Here is a 17463-nt window from a genome sequence, read left to right as displayed (position 1 = left end):
GGTGTGTCGTGAGTGCCCTCCATACCGAGGCCGCCGGACTGATCCACGCGTTGACCCGGCACGTGGACGACTTCCCGATCCCCGGAGTCGGCTTCAAGGATCTGACCCCGGTGCTCGCCGACCCGCGCGGGTTGGCCGTGGTCACTGACGCACTGGCCGAGACGGCCGACGGTGTCGACCTGGTGGCCGGTCTGGACGCCCGGGGCTTCCTGCTGGGTGCGGCGGTCGCGTTGAAGCTGGGCACCGGTGTGCTGGCGGTGCGTAAGGGCGGCAAGCTGCCACCCCCGGTACACGCCGTGCAGTACCAGCTGGAATACGGTTCGGCGACGCTGGAGATCCCGGCCGATGGAATCGACCTGGCCGACCGCAGCGTTCTGGTGATCGACGACGTGCTGGCGACCGGCGGCACCCTGTCCGCGGCGGCACAGTTGCTCGGAAAGGCCGGTGCCCGGGTGGTGGGCGCGGCGGTGGTCCTGGAGCTGCCCGAGCTCAACGGACGCGCCGCGGTGCAACCACTGCAGGTCACCAGCCTGATCACCGGCTGAGGGGGATATCCTCGAAGTCCAACAGGCTAGGAGGTGGGCATGGCTGACGAACCCGGCAGCGGTCAGGTCGTCGCGTCCCCGAGCACGGGCGAGAACGCAGCGCCGGACACCTCGAAGATCAGCGCGTCGCGCCGGGTCCGGGCCCGGCTCGCCCGCCGGATGACCTCCCAGCGCAGCCTGGTCAACCCGGTGCTGGAGCCGCTGGTAGCGGTGCACCGGCAGTTCCACCCGAAGGCCGACCTGGCCATCCTGCAGCGCGCCTACGATGTCGCCGAACAGCGGCACGCCGACCAGCTGCGCCGCTCCGGGGACCCGTACATCACCCATCCGTTGGCGGTGGCCAACATCCTGGCCGAGCTGGGCATGGACACCACCACGCTGGTGGCCGCGCTGCTGCACGACACCGTGGAGGACACCGGGTACTCGCTGGAGGCGTTGACCGAGGACTTCGGCAGTGAGGTCGGCCATCTGGTCGACGGCGTCACCAAGCTGGACAAGGTCGCCCTGGGCACCGCGGCCGAGGGCGAGACCATCCGCAAGATGATCATCGCGATGGCCCGCGACCCGCGGGTGCTGGTGATCAAGGTCGCCGACCGGTTGCACAACATGCGCACCATGCGGTTCCTGCCGCCCGAGAAGCAGGCCCGCAAGGCCCGTGAAACGCTGGAAGTCATTGCGCCGCTTGCACACCGACTCGGAATGGCGACGGTCAAGTGGGAGCTGGAGGATCTGTCGTTCGCGATCCTGCACCCCAAGCGCTACGAGGAGATCGTGCGGCTGGTGGCCGACCGCGCCCCGTCGCGGGACACCTACCTGGCCCGGGTGCGGGCCGAGATCGGCTCCTCGCTGGCCGCGATGAAGATCAACGCCTCGGTGGAGGGCCGGCCCAAGCACTACTGGTCGATCTACCAGAAGATGATCGTCAAGGGTCGCGACTTCGACGATATCCACGACCTGGTCGGTGTCCGGATCCTGTGCCACGACATGCGGGACTGTTACGCCGCGGTGGGCGTGGTGCATTCGTTGTGGCAGCCGATGGCGGGCCGGTTCAAGGACTACATCGCCCAGCCCCGCTACGGGGTGTACCAGTCGTTGCACACCACGGTGATCGGGCCGGAAGGCAAGCCGCTGGAGGTGCAGATCCGCACCAACGAGATGCACGACACCGCCGAGTTCGGCATCGCCGCGCACTGGCGGTACAAGGAAGCCAAGGGCCGCAACGGGGTTCCGGCGGGGCACACCTCGGCCGAGATCGACGAGATGGCCTGGATGCGTCAGCTCCTCGACTGGCAGCGGGAAGCCGCCGACCCCGGTGAGTTCCTGGAGTCGCTGCGTTACGACCTTGCGGTGCAGGAGATCTTCGTCTTCACACCCAAGGGTGACGTCGTCACGCTGCCCACCGGGTCCACGCCGGTGGACTTCGCGTACGCGGTGCACACCGAGGTCGGGCACCGCTGCATCGGGGCCCGGGTCAACCACCGCCTGGTGGCGCTGGAGCGAAAGCTCGAAAACGGGGACCAGGTGGAGGTTTTCACCTCCAAGGCCGCCAACGCCGGACCGTCGCGTGACTGGCAGACCTTCGTGGTGTCGCCGCGCGCCAAGGCCAAGATCCGGCAGTGGTTCGCCAAGGAGCGCCGCGAAGAGGCGCTGGAGGCCGGCAAGGAAGCCATCGTCAAGGAGGTGCGCCGCGGCGGACTTCCGTTGCAGCGGTTGATGAATGCCGAGTCCATCACCGCACTGGCGCGGGAACTGCACTACGCGGACGTCTCGGCGCTCTACACCGCGGTCGGCGAGGGGCACACCTCGGCCCGGCACGTCGTGCAGCGGCTGCTGGCCCAACTCGGCGGGGACGAAGAGGCCGAAGACGAGATCGCCGAGCGGTCCACGCCGGCCACCATGCCGGTGCGCCAACGCACCAACGACGATGTCGGCGTATCGGTCCCCGGTGCGGTCGGTGTGCTGACCAAGCTGGCCAAGTGCTGCACCCCGGTGCCCGGCGACGCGATCATGGGGTTCGTCACGCGTGGCGGCGGTGTCAGCGTGCACCGGACCGATTGCACGAATGCGGAGTCCCTGCAGGAACAGTCGGAACGCATCATCGAGGTGCACTGGGCGCCGTCACCGTCTTCGGTGTTCCTGGTGGCGATCCAGGTGGAGGCACTCGACCGGCACCGGTTGCTCTCCGATGTCACCCGGGTACTGGCCGACGAGAAGGTGAACATCCTGTCCGCCTCGGTGACCACCTCCAACGATCGGGTTGCGATCAGCCGGTTCACCTTCGAGATGGGCGACCCCAAGCATCTCGGTCATGTGCTGAACGTGGTGCGCAATGTGGAGGGCGTGTACGACGTCTACCGGGTGACGTCCGCGGCGTAGCCGTCCGGCGGGGGTGGGATAATCCGGTAATGCGTAAAGCGTTCCTGGTCGCCCTCGCGGCGCTCGCTGTGTCCGTCGCCGGATGCGGATCGACGATCAAGCCCGAAGGCGCTGCCGAGGCGGTGAACGATCTGGTGTCCAAGCAGACCGGGTTCACCCCGACCGACACCACCTGCCCGGGCGGGATCAAGGCCGAGATCGGTGCCGAATTCGAGTGCAAGTTCACCGGTCCGGACGGAAACTACGTCGCCGACGTGCGGGTGGTCAAGGTCGACGGCGAGGATCTGGACTTCTACATCCAGTCCAAACTGGAGGGCTGACGTCCCGCGCTACCGCACCCGCACCGATCTGACGGTGACCGACTCGGCCGGCTCTCCGTCGTCGCCGCCGTCCTGCACGCCGGCGGCGGCGATCCGGTCCAGCACGTCCAGTCCGGCGGCATCGATGGTGCCGAAAACCGGGTAGATGGGCGGTAATTGGGAGTCCTCGTAGATCAGGAAGAACTGGCTGCCGTTGGTGCCCGGCCCGGCGTTGGCCATCGCCAGGGTGCCGCGCGGGTAGAGCACCGGGCTCTGCACCGCCGGATCGGTCAGCCGGTACTGGTTGGTCGGGTACTCGTTCGGGAACTGGTAACCCGGGCCGCCCTTACCGGTGCCCGACGGATCGCCGCACTGCAGCACGCCGAGATCGGCACCCGTGGTCAACCGGTGACACGTGGTGGCATTGAAGAAGCCCTGCGCGGCCAGACTGGCGAAATTGTTCACCGTGCACGGGGCCTGCACATTGTTCAGCTCAAGTCCGAGGACGCCGCGGTCGGTGACGATCTCGGCGTCGACGGTCGCCGGTGTGGTCGGCACCTTGCCCATCCTGGGCGGCTTGACCGGCTTGGCGGCTTTCTCGGGGGTGCTCAGGTACTGGCAGTTGGAACCCAGGGTGGCCGGCGGCTTGAACGCCGGCAGTTCGGCGACCATCCCGGGTTGCGCGGTGTAACCGGGCCGGGACGGGGGCAGCTGCCGAACCTCTTCGACGATCGCGCGGGTCAGCACGAACGTGAAGATCAGCACCAGGGTGCCCAGCACGGTGAGCAGGTACCCGATCACCAGGCCGGCGATCGCCAGCCCGCGGCCGTCCTCACCGGAGCGCTTGATCTGGTACAGCGAGATGTGCCCGAACACCACGCCCAGCGGCGCGATCAGGAAGGCACAGACCAGCGACGCGATGGCCAGCGGGTTGGTGGGTTTGGCCGGGGGCGGGTAGTAGCTGTACGGGTATCCCGGCGGGTAGGACCCGTAGGGCGGGATGCTCATCGACTCAGTCCAGCTGGATCTGCTTCACCAGCACCTTGGTGGCCGGAGGCCCGTCCTGGCCACCGCCCTGTACGCCGGCGCCGGCGATCTTGTCCAGGGTCGCCAGGCCGGTCTCGTCGATCGTGCCGAACACGGTGTAGTTCGGCGGCAGCTGCGAATCCTGGTACACCAGGAAGAACTGGCTGCCGTTGGTGCCGGGCCCGGCGTTGGCCATGGCCAGGGTGCCGCGCGGGTACACCACCGGCTGCTGCAGCGCCGGGTTGTCCGGCTGGTACTGGTTGGTCGGGTACTCGTCGGCGAACTGATAGCCCGGGCCGCCGGTGCCCTTGCCGGTCGGGTCGCCGCACTGCAGGACCGACAGGCTCTCGCTGGTGGTCAGCCGGTGGCACTCGGTGTCGTTGAAGTAGCCCTGACCGGCCAGGCTGGCGAAGCTGTTGGTGGTGCACGGTGCCTTGGCGTTGTCCAGCATCAGGCCGATGTTGCCCTGATCGGTCTCCATGCTGACGCTGATTTCGGCCTCGTCCATCGGGATCTTGCCGGTGCGCGGCGGGTTGACCTTCTTGCTGGCCTGCCCGGCGGCCGGGTACTGGCAGTCCGAGCCGAGCCCGGCCGGGGCCACGAACTCGGGCAGCTTGCCGTCGGTGGCGGGCTGCTCGGCGCCGGGATCGGCACTGGTCGTGGTGGACGCCAGCTCGGTGTCGGTGGAGTCCTTCTTGGTGATGACGACGGTGGTCACCACGGCCGCGACGACCACGAGTACGCCGACGACCGAGGCGATGATGGTGATCAGACGCTGCCGCTTGGCGCGCTCGGCACGGCGTTCCAATTGCCGGTCGAGCTTGCGTTTGGCTGCTGCGCGTCGCTGTTCGTTGGTCGGCACCGCCGCTGTCCTCCTCAGATCTGCGCGGCCCCGGCCGCGCGTTCGCGTCGGCACCGAGTGTGCCAGGCCGAACTGAGTACAAGCCGTGCGACCCGCGGGTCCGGAACCGGGCGTGGGAAACTTGACCGGTGTTGATCACCGGATTCCCGGCGGGGGTGCTGGCGTGCAACTGCTACGTGCTGGCACCACGTGCAGGGGCCGACGCCGTCATCGTCGACCCCGGGCAGTCGGCGTTCAACCGGTTGCGCAAGATCCTCGACGAGCACCGGCTCACCCCGGCGGGGGTGCTGCTCACACACGGCCACCTCGACCACATGTGGTCGGCGCAGAAGGTGGCCGACACCTACGGCTGCCCGGTGTACATCCATCCGCAGGACCGGCCGATGCTCACCGACCCGGTCAAGGGCATCGGGCCGTCGGTTTGTGGGGAGGCCTGGGGCGCCTTGCCCTGGCTCCGCTGTTCCGGGAGCCGCGTCAGGTCGTCGAGCTGGACCGCGACGGTCAGCTGTTGGACTTCGCCGGGGTGCCGGTGACCGTCGATCACACGCCGGGGCACACGCTGGGATCGGTCTGCTTCCGCGCCCCGGGGCTGACGTTCACCGGTGACACCCTGTTCAAGGGTTCGGTGGGCCGTACCGACCTGTTCGGTGGCAGCGGCCGGGATCTGATGAACTCGATCGTGACAAAACTGTTGGTGCTCGACGATGACACCGTGGTCCTGCCGGGGCACGGTGCGAAAACCACCATCGGCGTCGAACGCCGCACCAACCCATTCCTCGAAGGTTTGACTCTGTGACTGACTTCAAGGCGCCCAAGGGCGTGCCGGATTACTTCCCGCCGGATTCCGCCGCGTTCGTCGCGGTGCGCGACGGACTGCTGGGTGCGGCGCGCCGCGCCGGCTACGGCGATATCGAACTGCCGATCTTCGAGGACACCGCGTTGTTCGCGCGCGGCGTGGGTGAGTCCACCGACGTGGTCAGCAAGGAGATGTACACCTTCGCCGACCGCGGTGAGCGTTCGGTGACGTTGCGTCCGGAGGGCACCGCCGGCGTGATGCGGGCGGTCATCGAGCACGGGCTCGATCGCGGGCAGCTGCCGGTGAAGCTCTGCTACGCGGGTCCGTTCTTCCGCTATGAGCGCCCGCAGGCCGGCCGCTACCGTCAGCTTCAGCAGGTCGGTGTGGAGGCCATCGGGGTGGATGACCCGGCGCTGGACGCCGAGGTCATCGCCGTCGCCGACGCGGGCTTCCGGTCGCTGGGTCTGGACGGCTTCCGCCTCGAGATCACCTCACTCGGCGATGACACCTGCCGCCCGCAGTACCGGGAGTTGTTGCAGGCCTTCCTGTTCAAGCTCGACCTCGACGAAGAAACGCGGCGCCGCGCGGAGATCAACCCGCTGCGGGTGCTGGACGACAAGCGGCCCGCGGTGCGCGAGATGACCGCCGACGCGCCGCTGATGCTCGACCACCTCTCCGAGGTGGCCAAGGCGCACTTCGACACGGTGCTGGCGCACCTCGATGCGCTCAAGGTGCCCTATGTGATCAACCCGCGGATGGTGCGCGGGCTGGACTACTACACCAAGACGACCTTCGAATTCGTGCACGATGGCCTGGGCGCACAGTCCGGTATCGGCGGTGGCGGACGCTACGACGGATTGATGGGTCAGCTCGGCGGCCAGGACCTGTCCGGCATCGGATTCGGGCTCGGCGTGGACCGCACCCTGCTGGCGCTGCGGGCCGAGGGCAAGACGGTCGGTGCGGCCGGCCGGGTCGACGTGTACGGCGTACCGCTGGGGGAGTCGGCCAAGCTGGAGCTGGCCAAGCTGGCAACCGCCCTGCGCGCCAACGGTGTCCGGGTGGACCTGGCCTACGGTGACCGCAGCCTGAAGGCCGCGATGCGCGGCGCGGACCGCTCCAGGGCGTCGGTGGCGCTGGTCGCCGGTGACCGCGATGTGGAGGCGGGCACCATCGGGGTGAAGAACCTCGGCACCGGTGAACAGGTCGACGTCGCGATCGACGCTGTCGTCGCCGAGGTGCTGTCCCGGCTCGGCTGAACGTCAGGAATCGCTCTCGCCGAATACGGCGGTGGACAGCACCGCGTCCATCCCGTGGATGCGCCCGCCGAACGGGTTGCCGCGCTTGAGCACGTAGGTGCCGTCGGGGGTGATGGCGACCAGTTTCGGGGAGCTGGACCCGACCTGCATCCGCCGTTCGAAGCGCACCTGCTCGAGCCGGCCGACGACTTCCCCGCCCCGGTCCCGGTAGGTGCCGTCCTTGCGGTCGAACACGGCGACCGGGACGAAGTCGCTCAGCGGCGCGGACCGGATCCGGCGCAGTGAGCGCAGCGTGTAGAGCAGCGCGGCCGCCGCGCCGAGACCGACGGCGAAGATCACCGATCCCAGCAGCAGTGGCGGGTTGTCGTCGGCGCTGCGGACCGACATCGCGATCGACACGATGCCGAATCCGCCGAACACGACGGTGAAGATCAGCAGTACGAAGGCGGTGATCTGGGTGAGCCCACTGCCACGGTCGATCACCATGATGTGCGGTCCGTCCTCGGCGACCACCAGACCGCCCTGCTCGGCGATGATCCGTGGCTCGTCCGATGACGTCATGACAACACTCTAGGGTCTCAAGACATGCGAGTTCTGGTGCAACGGGTGAAATCTGCGCGGGTGGTGGTCGACGGCGAGACGGTGGGGGAGATCGGCACCGACGGTGACCGCGCCGGGCAGGGCCTGTTGGCGCTGGTCGGTATCACCCATTCCGACGACACCGGGCTCGCCGCGAAGATGGCCGAAAAGCTCTGGCGGTTGCGGATTCTGGATGATGAGTTGGCCGCCGCCGATACCGGTGCGCCGATTCTGGTGGTCAGTCAGTTCACCCTGTACGCCAACACCGTCAAGGGCCGGCGACCGTCCTGGAACGCCGCCGCGCCCCGTCCGGTCGCCGAGCCGTTGGTCGACGCGTTCGCCGAAGCGCTGCGCGCGCTCGGGGCCCCGGTGGCCACCGGGGTGTTCGGGGCGGACATGGCCGTCGAACTCGTCAACGACGGGCCGGTGACGCTGATGCTGGAACTCTAGATGGCCACGACGGCGGTGCCGTCAAATGGCCATCGCGGCGCGCACCTCGGCCTCGGACGCCGACCCGCCGGTGCCGCTGGAGGTCACCCGGCCGGCCTCCAGGATGTAGTAGCGCTGCGAGGATTCCAGGGCGAAACCGATGTGCTGTTCGACCAGCAGCACACCGAGGTCGCCGCGGGCGGTCAGCGCGGTGATCGCCGCCTCGATCTCGGCCACCACCGACGGCTGGATGCCCTCGGTGGGTTCGTCGAGGATGAGGCACTTCGGGGTGGTGATCAGGGCCCGGGCGATGGCCAACTGCTGGCGCTGACCACCGGAGAGCAGACCGGCCCGGCGGGTCAGCAGCTCCTTCAGCGCCGGGAACAGGTCGAGTTGCTCATCGATCAACGACTTCCCGTTCTTGCGTCCGTCGGCGACCACCTGCAGGTTCTCCGCGGTGGTGAGCTGGCCGAAGGATTGCTGGCCCTGCGGCACATAGGCCAGCCCGCGGGCCACCCGGGCGCTGGGCCGCAGTTTGGTGATGTCCTCACCGTCGAAAAGCACCTTGCCCGCAGTGCATTTCAGCAATCCGACGGCGGCCCGCAACAACGTGGTCTTCCCCGCGCCGTTGTGGCCCATCACGGCGGCCACCCCGTCGGTGGGCACCTCGAGGTTGACCCCGTGGATGACCTCGGAGCGGCCGTAACCGGTCCGGACGTCGACGAGTTCGAGCATCAGGACTCCTCTTCTAGGTTTCCGGCCGCCGCGGTGCCGAGGTAGACCTCCTGCACCCGGGGGTTGGCCTGCACCTCGGCCACCGAACCCTCAGCAATCACCTGACCGCGGGCCAGCACGGTCACCGACGTCGCGAACGCCCGCATGAAATCCATATCGTGCTCGACGACCACCACGGTGCGTTCACCGCCGATGCGGCGCAACAGGTTCCCGGTCTCCTCGCGTTCCTCGTGGCTCATCCCGGCAACCGGTTCGTCGAGCAGCAGCACGTCGGCGTTCTGCACCAGCAGCATCCCGATCTCCAGCCACTGCTTCTGGCCGTGCGCCAGCACCCCGGCGGGCTTGTCGGCCAACGCGGTCAGACCCGTTGTCTCCAGGGCCTCCTCGATCGAAGGCAGGATGCCCGAGCGGCGCCGCAGCAGGGTCCACGGGGAGCGCCCGGCACCCGCCGCGATGTCCAGGTTCTGCAGCACCGTGAGTTGCTCGAACACCGTGGCGGTCTGGAAGGTGCGGCCCACCCCGCGGCGGGCGATCTGATGCACCTTCTTGCCCAGCAGTTCCTGGCCGGACTTGCTCACCGACCCCGTCGCGGGCACCAGACCGGTGATCGCGTCGATGACGGTGGTCTTGCCGGCGCCGTTGGGTCCGATGAGGAACCGCAGATCACCCTGGAACAGGGTCAGATCCACATCGCTGACGGCCTTGAACCCGTCGAAGTCGACGGTCAGTCCCCGTACTTCGAGGTACTGGGTGCTCATGCCGACGTTGCCGCCGGCGGCCGGCTCGGGGTGTGCTTCGGTCTGCAGTTCGGTCATGTGCTGGCTCCGGCCTTCTCGGGTTCCGGGTCGGGTTCGGGCTGGGTGGGTCCGTTGTCGTCCTCGGGTGCGCGCTTCTTGCGGCGCCGCAGGAACACGCCCAGCCCGGCCAGGCCGGCCGGGAAGAATCCGACCACCACGATGAACAGCAGGCCCTGGGCGTAGGTCCACTCCGACGGGAACCGTTCCGACAGTAGGGTTTGCGCCCAGGCCACGCCGATCGCACCGAGCACCGGACCGAGCAGCGTGGTACGTCCGCCGATGGCGACCCCGATCAGGAACGCGATGGACGGCAGAATCCCCACCTGCGAGGGTGCGATGAAGCCGACGATCGGGGCGAACAGCGCACCGGCAATGCTGGCGAACAGTGCGGCCACCACGTAGGCGACCACCTTGATGTTGGCCGGGTCGTACCCCAGGAAGCGCACCCGCTCCTCACCGTCACGCACCGCGACGAGCAGTTCCCCGTAGCGGCTCTGCATCAGCTGGCGCGCGAGGGCCACCGATGCCAGCAGCACCGCCGCAGCGATGAAGTACAGCATCTGCTTGTTCACCGGGTCCTTGAGGGAGAACCCGAAGAAGGTGCGGAAGTTGGTCAGCCCGTTGCTGCCGCCGACGCTGGTCTGGCCGATCAGCAGGATGGCCAGCGCGGCGGCCAGGGCCTGCGACAGGATCGCGAAGTAGGCACCCTTGACCCGGCGCTTGAACACGCCGAACCCGAGCAGGGCCGCGATGCCGGTGGGGATCACCACGATGGCCGCGCACGTGACCACCGGTGAGGCGAACGGCTGCCAATACCCGGGCAGTTCCCGGACGCCGGCGATCTGCATGAAATCCGGCACGTCCTGATTGGTCAGCGCCGCGTCGGAGATCTTCAGGTGCATGCCCATGATGTAGCCACCGAGCCCGAAGAACACCCCCTGGCCCAGCACCAGCATTCCGCCACGGCCCCAAGCCAATCCGATGCCGACCGCGACGATGGCGAAGCACAGGAACTTGGCGAACAGGCCGAGCCGGAAGTCGGACAGGATGGCGGGCGCGAGGACGAACAGGACGACGGCGCCGACGCCGAAGCCGGCCCACGTCTGCCAGCGGCCGATGAGTTGTTTCACACCAGACTCCTTGTCCGAACCGTGAACAGACCCTGCGGGCGTACCTGCAGGAAGAACACGATGATCACGAACAGAATCACCTTGGCCAGCGATGCCGTGGTGTTGTACTCGATGAACGAGTTCAAGAACCCGAGCCCGAGTGCGGCGATGACGGTGCCCTTGATCTGGCCGAGGCCGCCGACGACCACCACCAGGAACGCGTCGATCAGATAGCTCTGACCGGTGGTGGGGCTGGTCGAGCCGATCAGCGTGAGCGCCACCCCGGCGACGCCGGCCAGGCCGGAGCCGATGAAGAACGTGGTGATGTCGGTGCGCCGCGACGAGATTCCGCTTGTCTCGGCCAGATCCCGGTTCTGCACCACCGCGCGGATGCGCCGGCCCATCGGGCTGGCCTTGAGCGCCGTGGCCAGGGCCACCACCGCCACCGCGGCCAGCACCAGGATGAAGATGCGGGTCTTGGGAACCACCGCGCCCAGGATCTCGACGCCACCGGAAAGCCATTCCGGGGCAACCACGTTGACCGCGGGCGCGCCGAAGATGTCGCGGGCGACTTGTTGCAGGATCAGCCCGACACCGAAGGTGACCAGCAGGGTGTCCAGCGGGCGGTCATACATCCGCTGGATCAGGGTGACCTCCAACAGCACACCCATCGCTCCGCCGACGAGGAAACCGATGACCAGTGAGATCAGTAGCGAGACACCGGCATTGGAGACCACCTGCTGCACCACGTATGCGGTGTAGCAGCCGGCCATGATGAATTCGCCGTGCGCCATGTTGATGACGCCCATCTGACCGAAGGTCAGGGACAGGCCGAGTGCGGCCAGCAACAGGATCGAGCCGAGGCTCAATCCTGTTGCCAGCTGCCCGATCAGGACATCCATGCTGTGCTTATTCCCCGTCGCTACGCTCGCCCCTGACTAACCCGAGAGCCCTGCGGCCCACGGGTAGGACTTCAGGTACGGGTCCGGCTCGATCGGGCCGGGGGACTCCCACACCGTGTAGATCAGGCCGTCGGGCTTGATCTCACCGATCCGTGCGGTCTTGGTGATGTGGTTGTTCTCGCCGTCGATGGTGACCTTGCCCTCGGGTGCGTCGAAGCTGACCCCGTCGGCGTTGTCCTGGATGGCCTTCACGTCGAACGAGCCGGCCTTCTCGACGGTGTTCTTCCACAGATAGACCGAGACATAGGCGGCTTCCATCGGGTCCGAGGTGGGCTTGTTCGCACCGTAGGCCTTCTTGTAGGCGGCCACGAACGCGTTGTTCACCGGGGTGTCGATGGTCTGGTAGTAGTTCCACGCGGTCAGCTGGTCGGTGATGTTCTGCACGCCGATGCCGCCGACCTCTTCCTCGGCGATGGACACCGAGACCACCGGCATCGTCTGCGGGGTCAGACCCACGTTCTTGTACTCGCGGAAGAACGCCACGTTGGAGTCGCCGTTGAGAGTGTTGAACACCGCGTCGGCACCGGCGGTGCGGACCTTGTTGACGATGGTGGAGAAGTCGGTCGAACCCAGCGGGGTGTAGTCCTCGCCTTTGATCTCGATCCCGTTTGCCTCGGCGTAAGCCTTGATGATGCGGTTGGCGGTTTGCGGGAAGACGTAGTCGCTACCCACCAGGTACAGCGATTTGGTGCCCTTCTCCTTCAGATAGTCCAGGGCGGGCACGATCTGCTGATTGGTGGTGGCGCCGGTGTAGAAGATGTTCGGGCTGGATTCCAGGCCCTCGTATTGCACCGGGTAGTAGAGCAGTGAGTTGTTGCTCTCGAAGACCGGCAGCATGGCCTTGCGGCTCGACGACGTCCAGCCGCCGAAAACAGCTGCGACACAGTCGCTGCTGATCAGTTTCTCGGCCTTCTCGGCGAACACGGTGGGCTCGGACGCGCCGTCCTCACCGACGATCTGGATCTGCTTGTCCAGCACGCCGCCCGCGGCGTTGATCTCCTCGACGGCGAGCTTGATGGCGTCACGCACGGTGACTTCGGAGATGGCCATGGTGCCCGACAGGGAGTTCAGCGAGCCGACCTTCACGGTCGAACCGGAGGTGTCGACGCAGGATTCGCCACCGGCCGCCTCGGTTTCGCTGGCCTTGCTGCCGCAGGCGGAGACCAGCATCGAAGCGGTGACCACGACACTCCCCGCTATCAGTACTGATCGGCTGAACATCGGTCGGGGGAGTCTCATCTGGTGCCTTTCCTTCGATTTCGGTGCATCGTCAGAACTTTCGGAACCCGAGTGGGTATCGAATCGGCACGTTAGGACGCCTAGGTTTCTATGAAATTTCTCAATGTGACGAACAAATTAACCTGTTGCTAGCAGCGCGTTCGCCGGTGCTTCATCGACGAATCGCGGTCTGTCAGGGCGGGGAAAGGGCGTTACTGCTGTCGCAGCGATAGCCATCCGGTAGCGTCCGGCGATGTGATCGTCAAGCCGAACGCATTGGTCCAGGCGGGCGCAGTCATCGCCACGGCGGTCGCGTCGGTGGCGGTGGCCCCTGCGCCGGCCTCCGCACAGACCGGACAGCAGGTCAGATACGTGGTGTCGGCCACGGGCGAACTGACCGCGAACATCTACTACGTCAGTGCCGACCCGCCGGACCGGGCGGCGGCGAACTCACCCGAATTCATGCCGTTGTTCCGGGGGGTCGTCGGGCCGGGCAGCCCATGGGTCCGGGAGACGACTCTGCGTGACCCTCAGCAATGGGCGTTCGTGAGTGCGACCGGAGGGTCGCGGGTTGACCCCGGTTTGAAGTGCGAGATCGTCGTCGACGGTCAAACCGTCGTGTCCCAGCAGGGCGGTAGCGGCGTCGAGTGCGCACTGCGTTCGTGGTGAGCAGGGCCGGGCGCCATTGCTGCCCAGCCGGAATCAGCTGTTCGACAGGACGAAGGAAACGGCCAGCTGAACAACGGCGAGCGCCAGCGGGAAGAAGATCGCGGTGAACGATGTACGCAACCAGAACGTGGTGAGACGCAGCGGGCTGATATCCGCCGATCTGCATCGCTCCACCTCTGCCAGGATCGCCAGCGTCCGGACGTTTGTGCCGGGGTTGTCGATAGCGGGCGGCGACAGCGGTAGCAGCAAGGCGTCGATCCGGTTCTTCTTCGCTGTTCTCGAAACTTCGGCCCAGACCCAACGCGGGACTATCAGGAACAGAAACGTCATCAGGCTGTAAGCGGCAAGGACGAGCACCACCAATCCGACATTGCGGAGGCCCAGCATCATCAGCATGAGCGTGATGGTGAAACCGAGGATCAGAACGGCGAACACCACGGTGCGGTAGACATCCGCGACGGGTCGCCAGCCGTAATAGCCATCGCGATTCGACCAGTCGGCAGACGGTTGGGTGAGGTGCCGCATGCCGATGATGATGTAAATGACGTAGAAGCCCGTGATGTGGAATGACAGAACCACGCAGAAGGCGATGAACGCGAACACCAAATAGAGTGTGTGACCGAATGGGTGCTCCGCCGACGCCCACCACGCGGTGTACGCGGATTCGACCCAATCGGCGGCTGCGGCCTGGGCGTCTTCACTTGAGCTCTCGTATACCGGTGCCAGGCTGGCGAAGAAGAATTTGGCCTCGATCTGCTGTAGCACGGTCGCCATCGTGAGAGCGGCCAGAACGATGGCGATGACAACCGCAACTTTGATCTTCGAGCAGATCTTGTTGACCCGTTCGACGAAAGTGCCGAACGCCGTCGGCGGGGTGCTGCGTCTGGCCACCTTGTCGATTCCGAGGATGCGTGTCAGGGGGTTGAGTCGGTAGGTGGCTTTGTAGTCCACGGAACTTCCGCCGTCGGCTTGTGGTGCTGCGGAGGTGATCTCGACCCGTGATCTGATGGCACCGCTACCGGCGAGTGAGGACAACGTGCTGCACATCCGCTTGGCCTGAATGTGCAGGATCAGCAGTCCGGCTGCGACGTTGAATATCAGAACCCAACTGATCACATCCCGTGCCAATGGGAAATAGGGGTGCGGATTGGTTGTCGAACCGAGGTTCGTCACCGTCATGAAGTCATCGCTCAACCGGAAATCGTGCAAACCGCCGAGGGTGCCCTGGAAGAAATTCACCGCAACCAGCACGAGAACCATGAGAATGGGGAAGTAGATCAATTTCCAGGCTGAACTGCTCCGCCATCGTTCGAGAACGGGATTGAACACGAAGGCGTCCCAGTCCGGGGCGACTATTCGATCGGACAGAATTGCCTCCCGGGCACGCTGCGGCTTCTTTTGTTGATGAGCGTGTCCAGTATCCGCATTTGGCGGGAGCCGCCATTAACAAAGCGCCGTGACATGTGTCACAGAAACTGAAATGGTGCGGTCGGTCGCCGACATGTGGCCGGTGTAACGATCCGGTAGCGTCCGGCGATGTGATGGGCATGCGAAAAGCAACGAGCAAGGTCGGGGCACGAGTCGGAGCCGCTGTGGGTGCATCGGCATTGTTGGCCGGCGCATTGACGTTCGGTGCGGCCACGGCGAACGCCGAGCCGGAGTCGACCGGTCAGCTGGTCCGTTACACCCTGACCTCGGGCGCCCCCTACCAGTTCCAGGTGTTCTATCTGACGGCCCAGCCGCCCAGCATGGAGGCCTACAACGACGACGCGTACGCCTACGCCAAGCGCGAGACGATCACCGTCGGGCCCGGCGCGCCGTGGGTCTTCGAGACGACCCTGGCCGATCCGCAGTGGGGAATCCTGCAGGTGAGCAGCACCACCAAGGGCGGCGTCGGTGCGCCGAACGCGCATTGCGAGATCTTCGCGGGCGACCAGATCGTCGCCGCGCAGGACAACCCCTACAGCCCCGTGTGCCAGGGCACTCAGTGGTAGCTGCGGCCTGACGGCACGCCGCTTGACAAACACGGTCGAACAATTGTTCGATGGGAGTCATGCGGTGGGACGGACAGAGTGTGCGTGCGGACGACGGCGCGCTGCCGGGTTTGGCGCGCCTCGGCTTCGTCCGCAGCGTGCGCACGCCCGAGTTCGACGGGATCACGTTCCACGAGATCCTGTGCAAGTCTGCTTTGAACAAGGTGCCCAACGCGGCCATGCTGCCGTTCCGATACACCGTGAACGGCTACCGCGGGTGCTCGCATGCCTGCCGGTACTGCTTCGCACGGCCCACCCACGAGTACCTCGATTTCGATCCCGGTGCCGATTTCGACACCCAGGTCGTGGTGAAGACCAATGTGGCCGAGGTGCTCACCCGTGAATTGGGCCGTCGGACGTGGACCCGGGAGACGGTGGCGCTCGGCACCAACACCGACCCATATCAGCGCGCCGAGGGGCGCTACCGGCTGATGCCGGGCATCTTGACCGCGCTCGCCGAATCCGGGACGCCGTACTCGATCCTGACCAAGGGCACGCTGCTGCGCCGCGATCTGCCGCTGATCGCCGAGGCTGCCCACCACGGTCCCGGGGCGAGCGTGTCGATTTCCCTCGCGGTGATCGACCCTGGCCTGCAACGCGAGCTGGAGCCCGGCACGCCCTCGCCACAAACACGGTTGGCGCTCATCTCGGCGATCCGCGAGGCCGGCCTGGACTGTCACGTGATGGTCGCGCCGGTGCTGCCGGGGTTGACCGACTCGGTCGAGCATCTCGATGCGCTGCTGCGCCAGATCGCCGTGGCCGGCGCCACCAGCGCGACGGTGTTCGGACTGCACCTGCGCGGGTCGACGCGGGGCTGGTTCATGCAGTGGCTGCAGCGTGCGCACCCCGAACTCGTCTTCCAGTACCGCAGTTTGTACCGGCGTGGAGCGTATCTGCCGCCGGAGTACCGCGCCGAGCTGCGCGCCCGGGTGGCGCCGATGCTGGCGCGGTACCGATTGACCGGGCAGCCGCCCAGAGTCCAATTGTCGGCCCCGCCGACTGCCCGCGCCGGTGCCGTTTCCTCCGAAGTCGCGGCACCGGCGCACCCCACCTTGTTCTGAGCGGACCGAGCAGCCGAGTTTCCGCGGCGGAGCGCCGTAGCCTTGACCGCGTGACTCGACGAACCGCGCGGCGGCCCGACCGGCGCACCGTGGCGACGACGGCGACGATTCTGGAGGCCGCGCAACGACTTTTCACCGAGCGCGGCTTCCACGCGGTCACGATGGACGCCATCGCGGCGGAGGCCGACGTCGCCGTCGGCTCGATCTACCACCACTTCGGCAACAAGGACACCCTGTACCTCGCCCTTGTCGAACGCGCGCTGGAACTCAACGAGCAGGTCATGTCGCAGGCGTACGGAAACGGGCGTACCCCGGTGCAGGAGCTGATCGCCGCGAGCGACGCATACTGCCGGTTCAGCCTCGAGTACCCCGGCCACTTCCAGATGATTGCCCTGCGTGCGGTCGCCATGCCGCCGGGCGAGCTGGCCGGCGAGGTGGAACACCGGATCGCCGACAAGGTGGAGACCCTCGTCGGCGATGTTGCCGATGCTCTGCGCCGGGCACACGAGGCCGGTGAGATCGTCTGCCCCGATCCCGGCCGCACCTCGGTGTTCCTATGGTCGGCCTGGAACGGGGTCTTGTCCTCACGGTGGCGGCCCGACCGGCTGGCCCTCGACGGCGCCGAGCTGGCGCGGGTGCTGGGGATCGGCCGCGACATCGTGATGCGCGGTCTGCGCGCCGAATAATTTTCTTGTAGTAGCGTTCAATTTT

General features: G+C 66.7%; 18 protein-coding genes and 1 pseudogene. 10 read left to right on the top strand and 9 right to left on the bottom strand.

Annotation, left to right across the window (positions count from 1 at the left end; translation table 11 throughout):
• Positions 1-8: 8 nt before the first annotated feature.
• From V4U86_RS15605 to V4U86_RS15595, 3 genes are read left to right on the top strand one after another with little or no spacing between them, the layout of a single operon-like run.
• Positions 9-545 carry an adenine phosphoribosyltransferase gene (locus V4U86_RS15605; RefSeq protein WP_395306878.1) on the top strand — a complete coding sequence of 179 codons (537 nt, stop codon included), beginning with the start codon at positions 9-11 and terminating at the stop codon, positions 543-545.
• A gap of 39 nt (positions 546-584) precedes the next feature.
• Positions 585-2921, top strand: coding sequence for a RelA/SpoT family protein (locus V4U86_RS15600; RefSeq protein WP_395306877.1), 2337 nt, complete (start codon positions 585-587; stop codon positions 2919-2921).
• Between the two features lie 29 nt (positions 2922-2950).
• The gene (locus tag V4U86_RS15595; protein ID WP_395306876.1) at positions 2951-3241 is read left to right on the top strand and encodes a DUF4333 domain-containing protein; all 291 of its coding nucleotides are present in this window, start codon (positions 2951-2953) and stop codon (positions 3239-3241) included.
• Positions 3242-3250: 9 nt separating this feature from the next.
• On the opposite strand, the gene V4U86_RS15590 is transcribed toward V4U86_RS15595, so the two are convergent.
• Both V4U86_RS15590 and V4U86_RS15585 read right to left on the bottom strand, forming a co-directional pair.
• Positions 3251-4228 carry a peptidylprolyl isomerase gene (locus tag V4U86_RS15590; protein WP_395306875.1) on the bottom strand — a complete coding sequence of 326 codons (978 nt, stop codon included), beginning with the start codon at positions 4226-4228 and terminating at the stop codon, positions 3251-3253.
• 4 nt (positions 4229-4232) lie between these two features.
• Positions 4233-5108: a peptidylprolyl isomerase gene (locus V4U86_RS15585; RefSeq protein WP_395306874.1), complete on the bottom strand. Its 876-nt coding sequence runs from the start codon at positions 5106-5108 to the stop codon at positions 4233-4235.
• Positions 5109-5236: 128 nt separating this feature from the next.
• Here V4U86_RS15585 and V4U86_RS15580 point away from each other — a divergent pair.
• Both V4U86_RS15580 and hisS read left to right on the top strand, forming a co-directional pair.
• Positions 5237-5904, top strand: a pseudogene (locus tag V4U86_RS15580) (MBL fold metallo-hydrolase).
• On the top strand, positions 5901-7160 hold the full coding sequence (gene hisS / locus V4U86_RS15575) for a histidine--tRNA ligase (RefSeq protein ID WP_395306873.1): 1260 nt from the start codon (positions 5901-5903) through the stop codon (positions 7158-7160). Before V4U86_RS15580 ends, hisS begins: the two are co-directional and overlap by 4 nt.
• A gap of 3 nt (positions 7161-7163) precedes the next feature.
• On the opposite strand, the gene V4U86_RS15570 is transcribed toward hisS, so the two are convergent.
• Positions 7164-7721: a hypothetical protein gene (locus tag V4U86_RS15570; protein ID WP_395306872.1), complete on the bottom strand. Its 558-nt coding sequence runs from the start codon at positions 7719-7721 to the stop codon at positions 7164-7166.
• A 24-nt stretch (positions 7722-7745) separates the two neighbouring features.
• Here V4U86_RS15570 and dtd point away from each other — a divergent pair, with 24 nt between their 5' ends.
• Positions 7746-8189 (top strand): D-aminoacyl-tRNA deacylase, encoded by a 444-nt coding sequence (gene dtd / locus V4U86_RS15565; protein WP_395306871.1) that lies wholly within the window; start codon positions 7746-7748, stop codon positions 8187-8189.
• A 21-nt stretch (positions 8190-8210) separates the two neighbouring features.
• Here dtd and urtE read toward each other — a convergent pair whose 3' ends face one another.
• The 5 genes from urtE to urtA are packed head-to-tail and all read right to left on the bottom strand — an operon-like array spanning position 8211 to position 13010.
• Positions 8211-8903 (bottom strand): urea ABC transporter ATP-binding subunit UrtE, encoded by a 693-nt coding sequence (gene urtE, locus V4U86_RS15560; RefSeq protein WP_395306870.1) that lies wholly within the window; start codon positions 8901-8903, stop codon positions 8211-8213.
• Positions 8903-9718, bottom strand: a complete 816-nt coding sequence (urtD, locus tag V4U86_RS15555; protein ID WP_395306869.1) for an urea ABC transporter ATP-binding protein UrtD — start codon at positions 9716-9718, stop codon at positions 8903-8905. The genes urtE and urtD overlap by 1 nt, the downstream gene beginning before the upstream one ends.
• Positions 9715-10830 carry an urea ABC transporter permease subunit UrtC gene (urtC, locus tag V4U86_RS15550; protein ID WP_395306868.1) on the bottom strand — a complete coding sequence of 372 codons (1116 nt, stop codon included), beginning with the start codon at positions 10828-10830 and terminating at the stop codon, positions 9715-9717. The genes urtD and urtC overlap by 4 nt, the downstream gene beginning before the upstream one ends.
• Positions 10827-11711 carry an urea ABC transporter permease subunit UrtB gene (urtB, locus tag V4U86_RS15545; RefSeq protein WP_395306867.1) on the bottom strand — a complete coding sequence of 295 codons (885 nt, stop codon included), beginning with the start codon at positions 11709-11711 and terminating at the stop codon, positions 10827-10829. The genes urtC and urtB overlap by 4 nt, the downstream gene beginning before the upstream one ends.
• Before the next feature lie 36 nt (positions 11712-11747).
• Positions 11748-13010 (bottom strand): urea ABC transporter substrate-binding protein, encoded by a 1263-nt coding sequence (gene urtA / locus V4U86_RS15540; protein WP_395306866.1) that lies wholly within the window; start codon positions 13008-13010, stop codon positions 11748-11750.
• Positions 13011-13244: 234 nt separating this feature from the next.
• On the opposite strand from urtA, the gene V4U86_RS15535 reads away from it, so the two are divergent.
• On the top strand, positions 13245-13658 hold the full coding sequence (locus V4U86_RS15535) for a hypothetical protein (protein ID WP_395306865.1): 414 nt from the start codon (positions 13245-13247) through the stop codon (positions 13656-13658).
• Between the two features lie 33 nt (positions 13659-13691).
• On the opposite strand, the gene V4U86_RS15530 is transcribed toward V4U86_RS15535, so the two are convergent.
• Positions 13692-14987 carry a hypothetical protein gene (locus V4U86_RS15530; RefSeq protein WP_395306864.1) on the bottom strand — a complete coding sequence of 432 codons (1296 nt, stop codon included), beginning with the start codon at positions 14985-14987 and terminating at the stop codon, positions 13692-13694.
• Between the two features lie 218 nt (positions 14988-15205).
• On the opposite strand from V4U86_RS15530, the gene V4U86_RS15525 reads away from it, so the two are divergent.
• From V4U86_RS15525 to V4U86_RS15515, 3 genes are read left to right on the top strand one after another with little or no spacing between them, the layout of a single operon-like run.
• Positions 15206-15652: a hypothetical protein gene (locus V4U86_RS15525; RefSeq protein WP_395306863.1), complete on the top strand. Its 447-nt coding sequence runs from the start codon at positions 15206-15208 to the stop codon at positions 15650-15652.
• Positions 15653-15711: 59 nt separating this feature from the next.
• Entirely contained in the window at positions 15712-16752 is a 1041-nt protein-coding gene (locus V4U86_RS15520) for an Rv2578c family radical SAM protein (RefSeq protein ID WP_395312066.1), read from the top strand.
• Positions 16753-16802: 50 nt separating this feature from the next.
• A complete protein-coding gene (locus V4U86_RS15515) occupies positions 16803-17438 on the top strand; it encodes a TetR/AcrR family transcriptional regulator (protein ID WP_395306862.1) in 636 nt (211 codons plus the stop codon).
• Positions 17439-17463: the final 25 nt, after the last annotated feature.

The sequence above is a fragment of the Mycobacterium sp. AMU20-3851 genome (assembly GCF_043974665.1).
Taxonomy (GTDB): domain Bacteria; phylum Actinomycetota; class Actinomycetes; order Mycobacteriales; family Mycobacteriaceae; genus Mycobacterium.
This window is presented reverse-complemented; position numbering and strand designations above follow the sequence as displayed.

Excerpts from the sequence above, each read along its gene's own strand:
- V4U86_RS15570 (WP_395306872.1), bottom strand. The coding sequence starts at position 7,721 with ATGACGTCATCGGACGAGCCACGGATCATCGCCGAGCAGGGCGGTCTG.
- urtA (WP_395306866.1), bottom strand. The coding sequence starts at position 13,010 with ATGAGACTCCCCCGACCGATGTTCAGCCGATCAGTACTGATAGCGGGG.
- V4U86_RS15590 (WP_395306875.1), bottom strand. The coding sequence starts at position 4,228 with ATGAGCATCCCGCCCTACGGGTCCTACCCGCCGGGATACCCGTACAGC.
- urtD (WP_395306869.1), bottom strand. The coding sequence starts at position 9,718 with ATGACCGAACTGCAGACCGAAGCACACCCCGAGCCGGCCGCCGGCGGC.
- urtB (WP_395306867.1), bottom strand. The coding sequence starts at position 11,711 with ATGGATGTCCTGATCGGGCAGCTGGCAACAGGATTGAGCCTCGGCTCG.
- V4U86_RS15525 (WP_395306863.1), top strand. The coding sequence starts at position 15,206 with ATGCGAAAAGCAACGAGCAAGGTCGGGGCACGAGTCGGAGCCGCTGTG.
- V4U86_RS15595 (WP_395306876.1), top strand. The coding sequence starts at position 2,951 with ATGCGTAAAGCGTTCCTGGTCGCCCTCGCGGCGCTCGCTGTGTCCGTC.
- V4U86_RS15600 (WP_395306877.1), top strand. The coding sequence starts at position 585 with ATGGCTGACGAACCCGGCAGCGGTCAGGTCGTCGCGTCCCCGAGCACG.
- V4U86_RS15520 (WP_395312066.1), top strand. The coding sequence starts at position 15,712 with ATGCGGTGGGACGGACAGAGTGTGCGTGCGGACGACGGCGCGCTGCCG.
- dtd (WP_395306871.1), top strand. The coding sequence starts at position 7,746 with ATGCGAGTTCTGGTGCAACGGGTGAAATCTGCGCGGGTGGTGGTCGAC.
- urtE (WP_395306870.1), bottom strand. The coding sequence starts at position 8,903 with ATGCTCGAACTCGTCGACGTCCGGACCGGTTACGGCCGCTCCGAGGTC.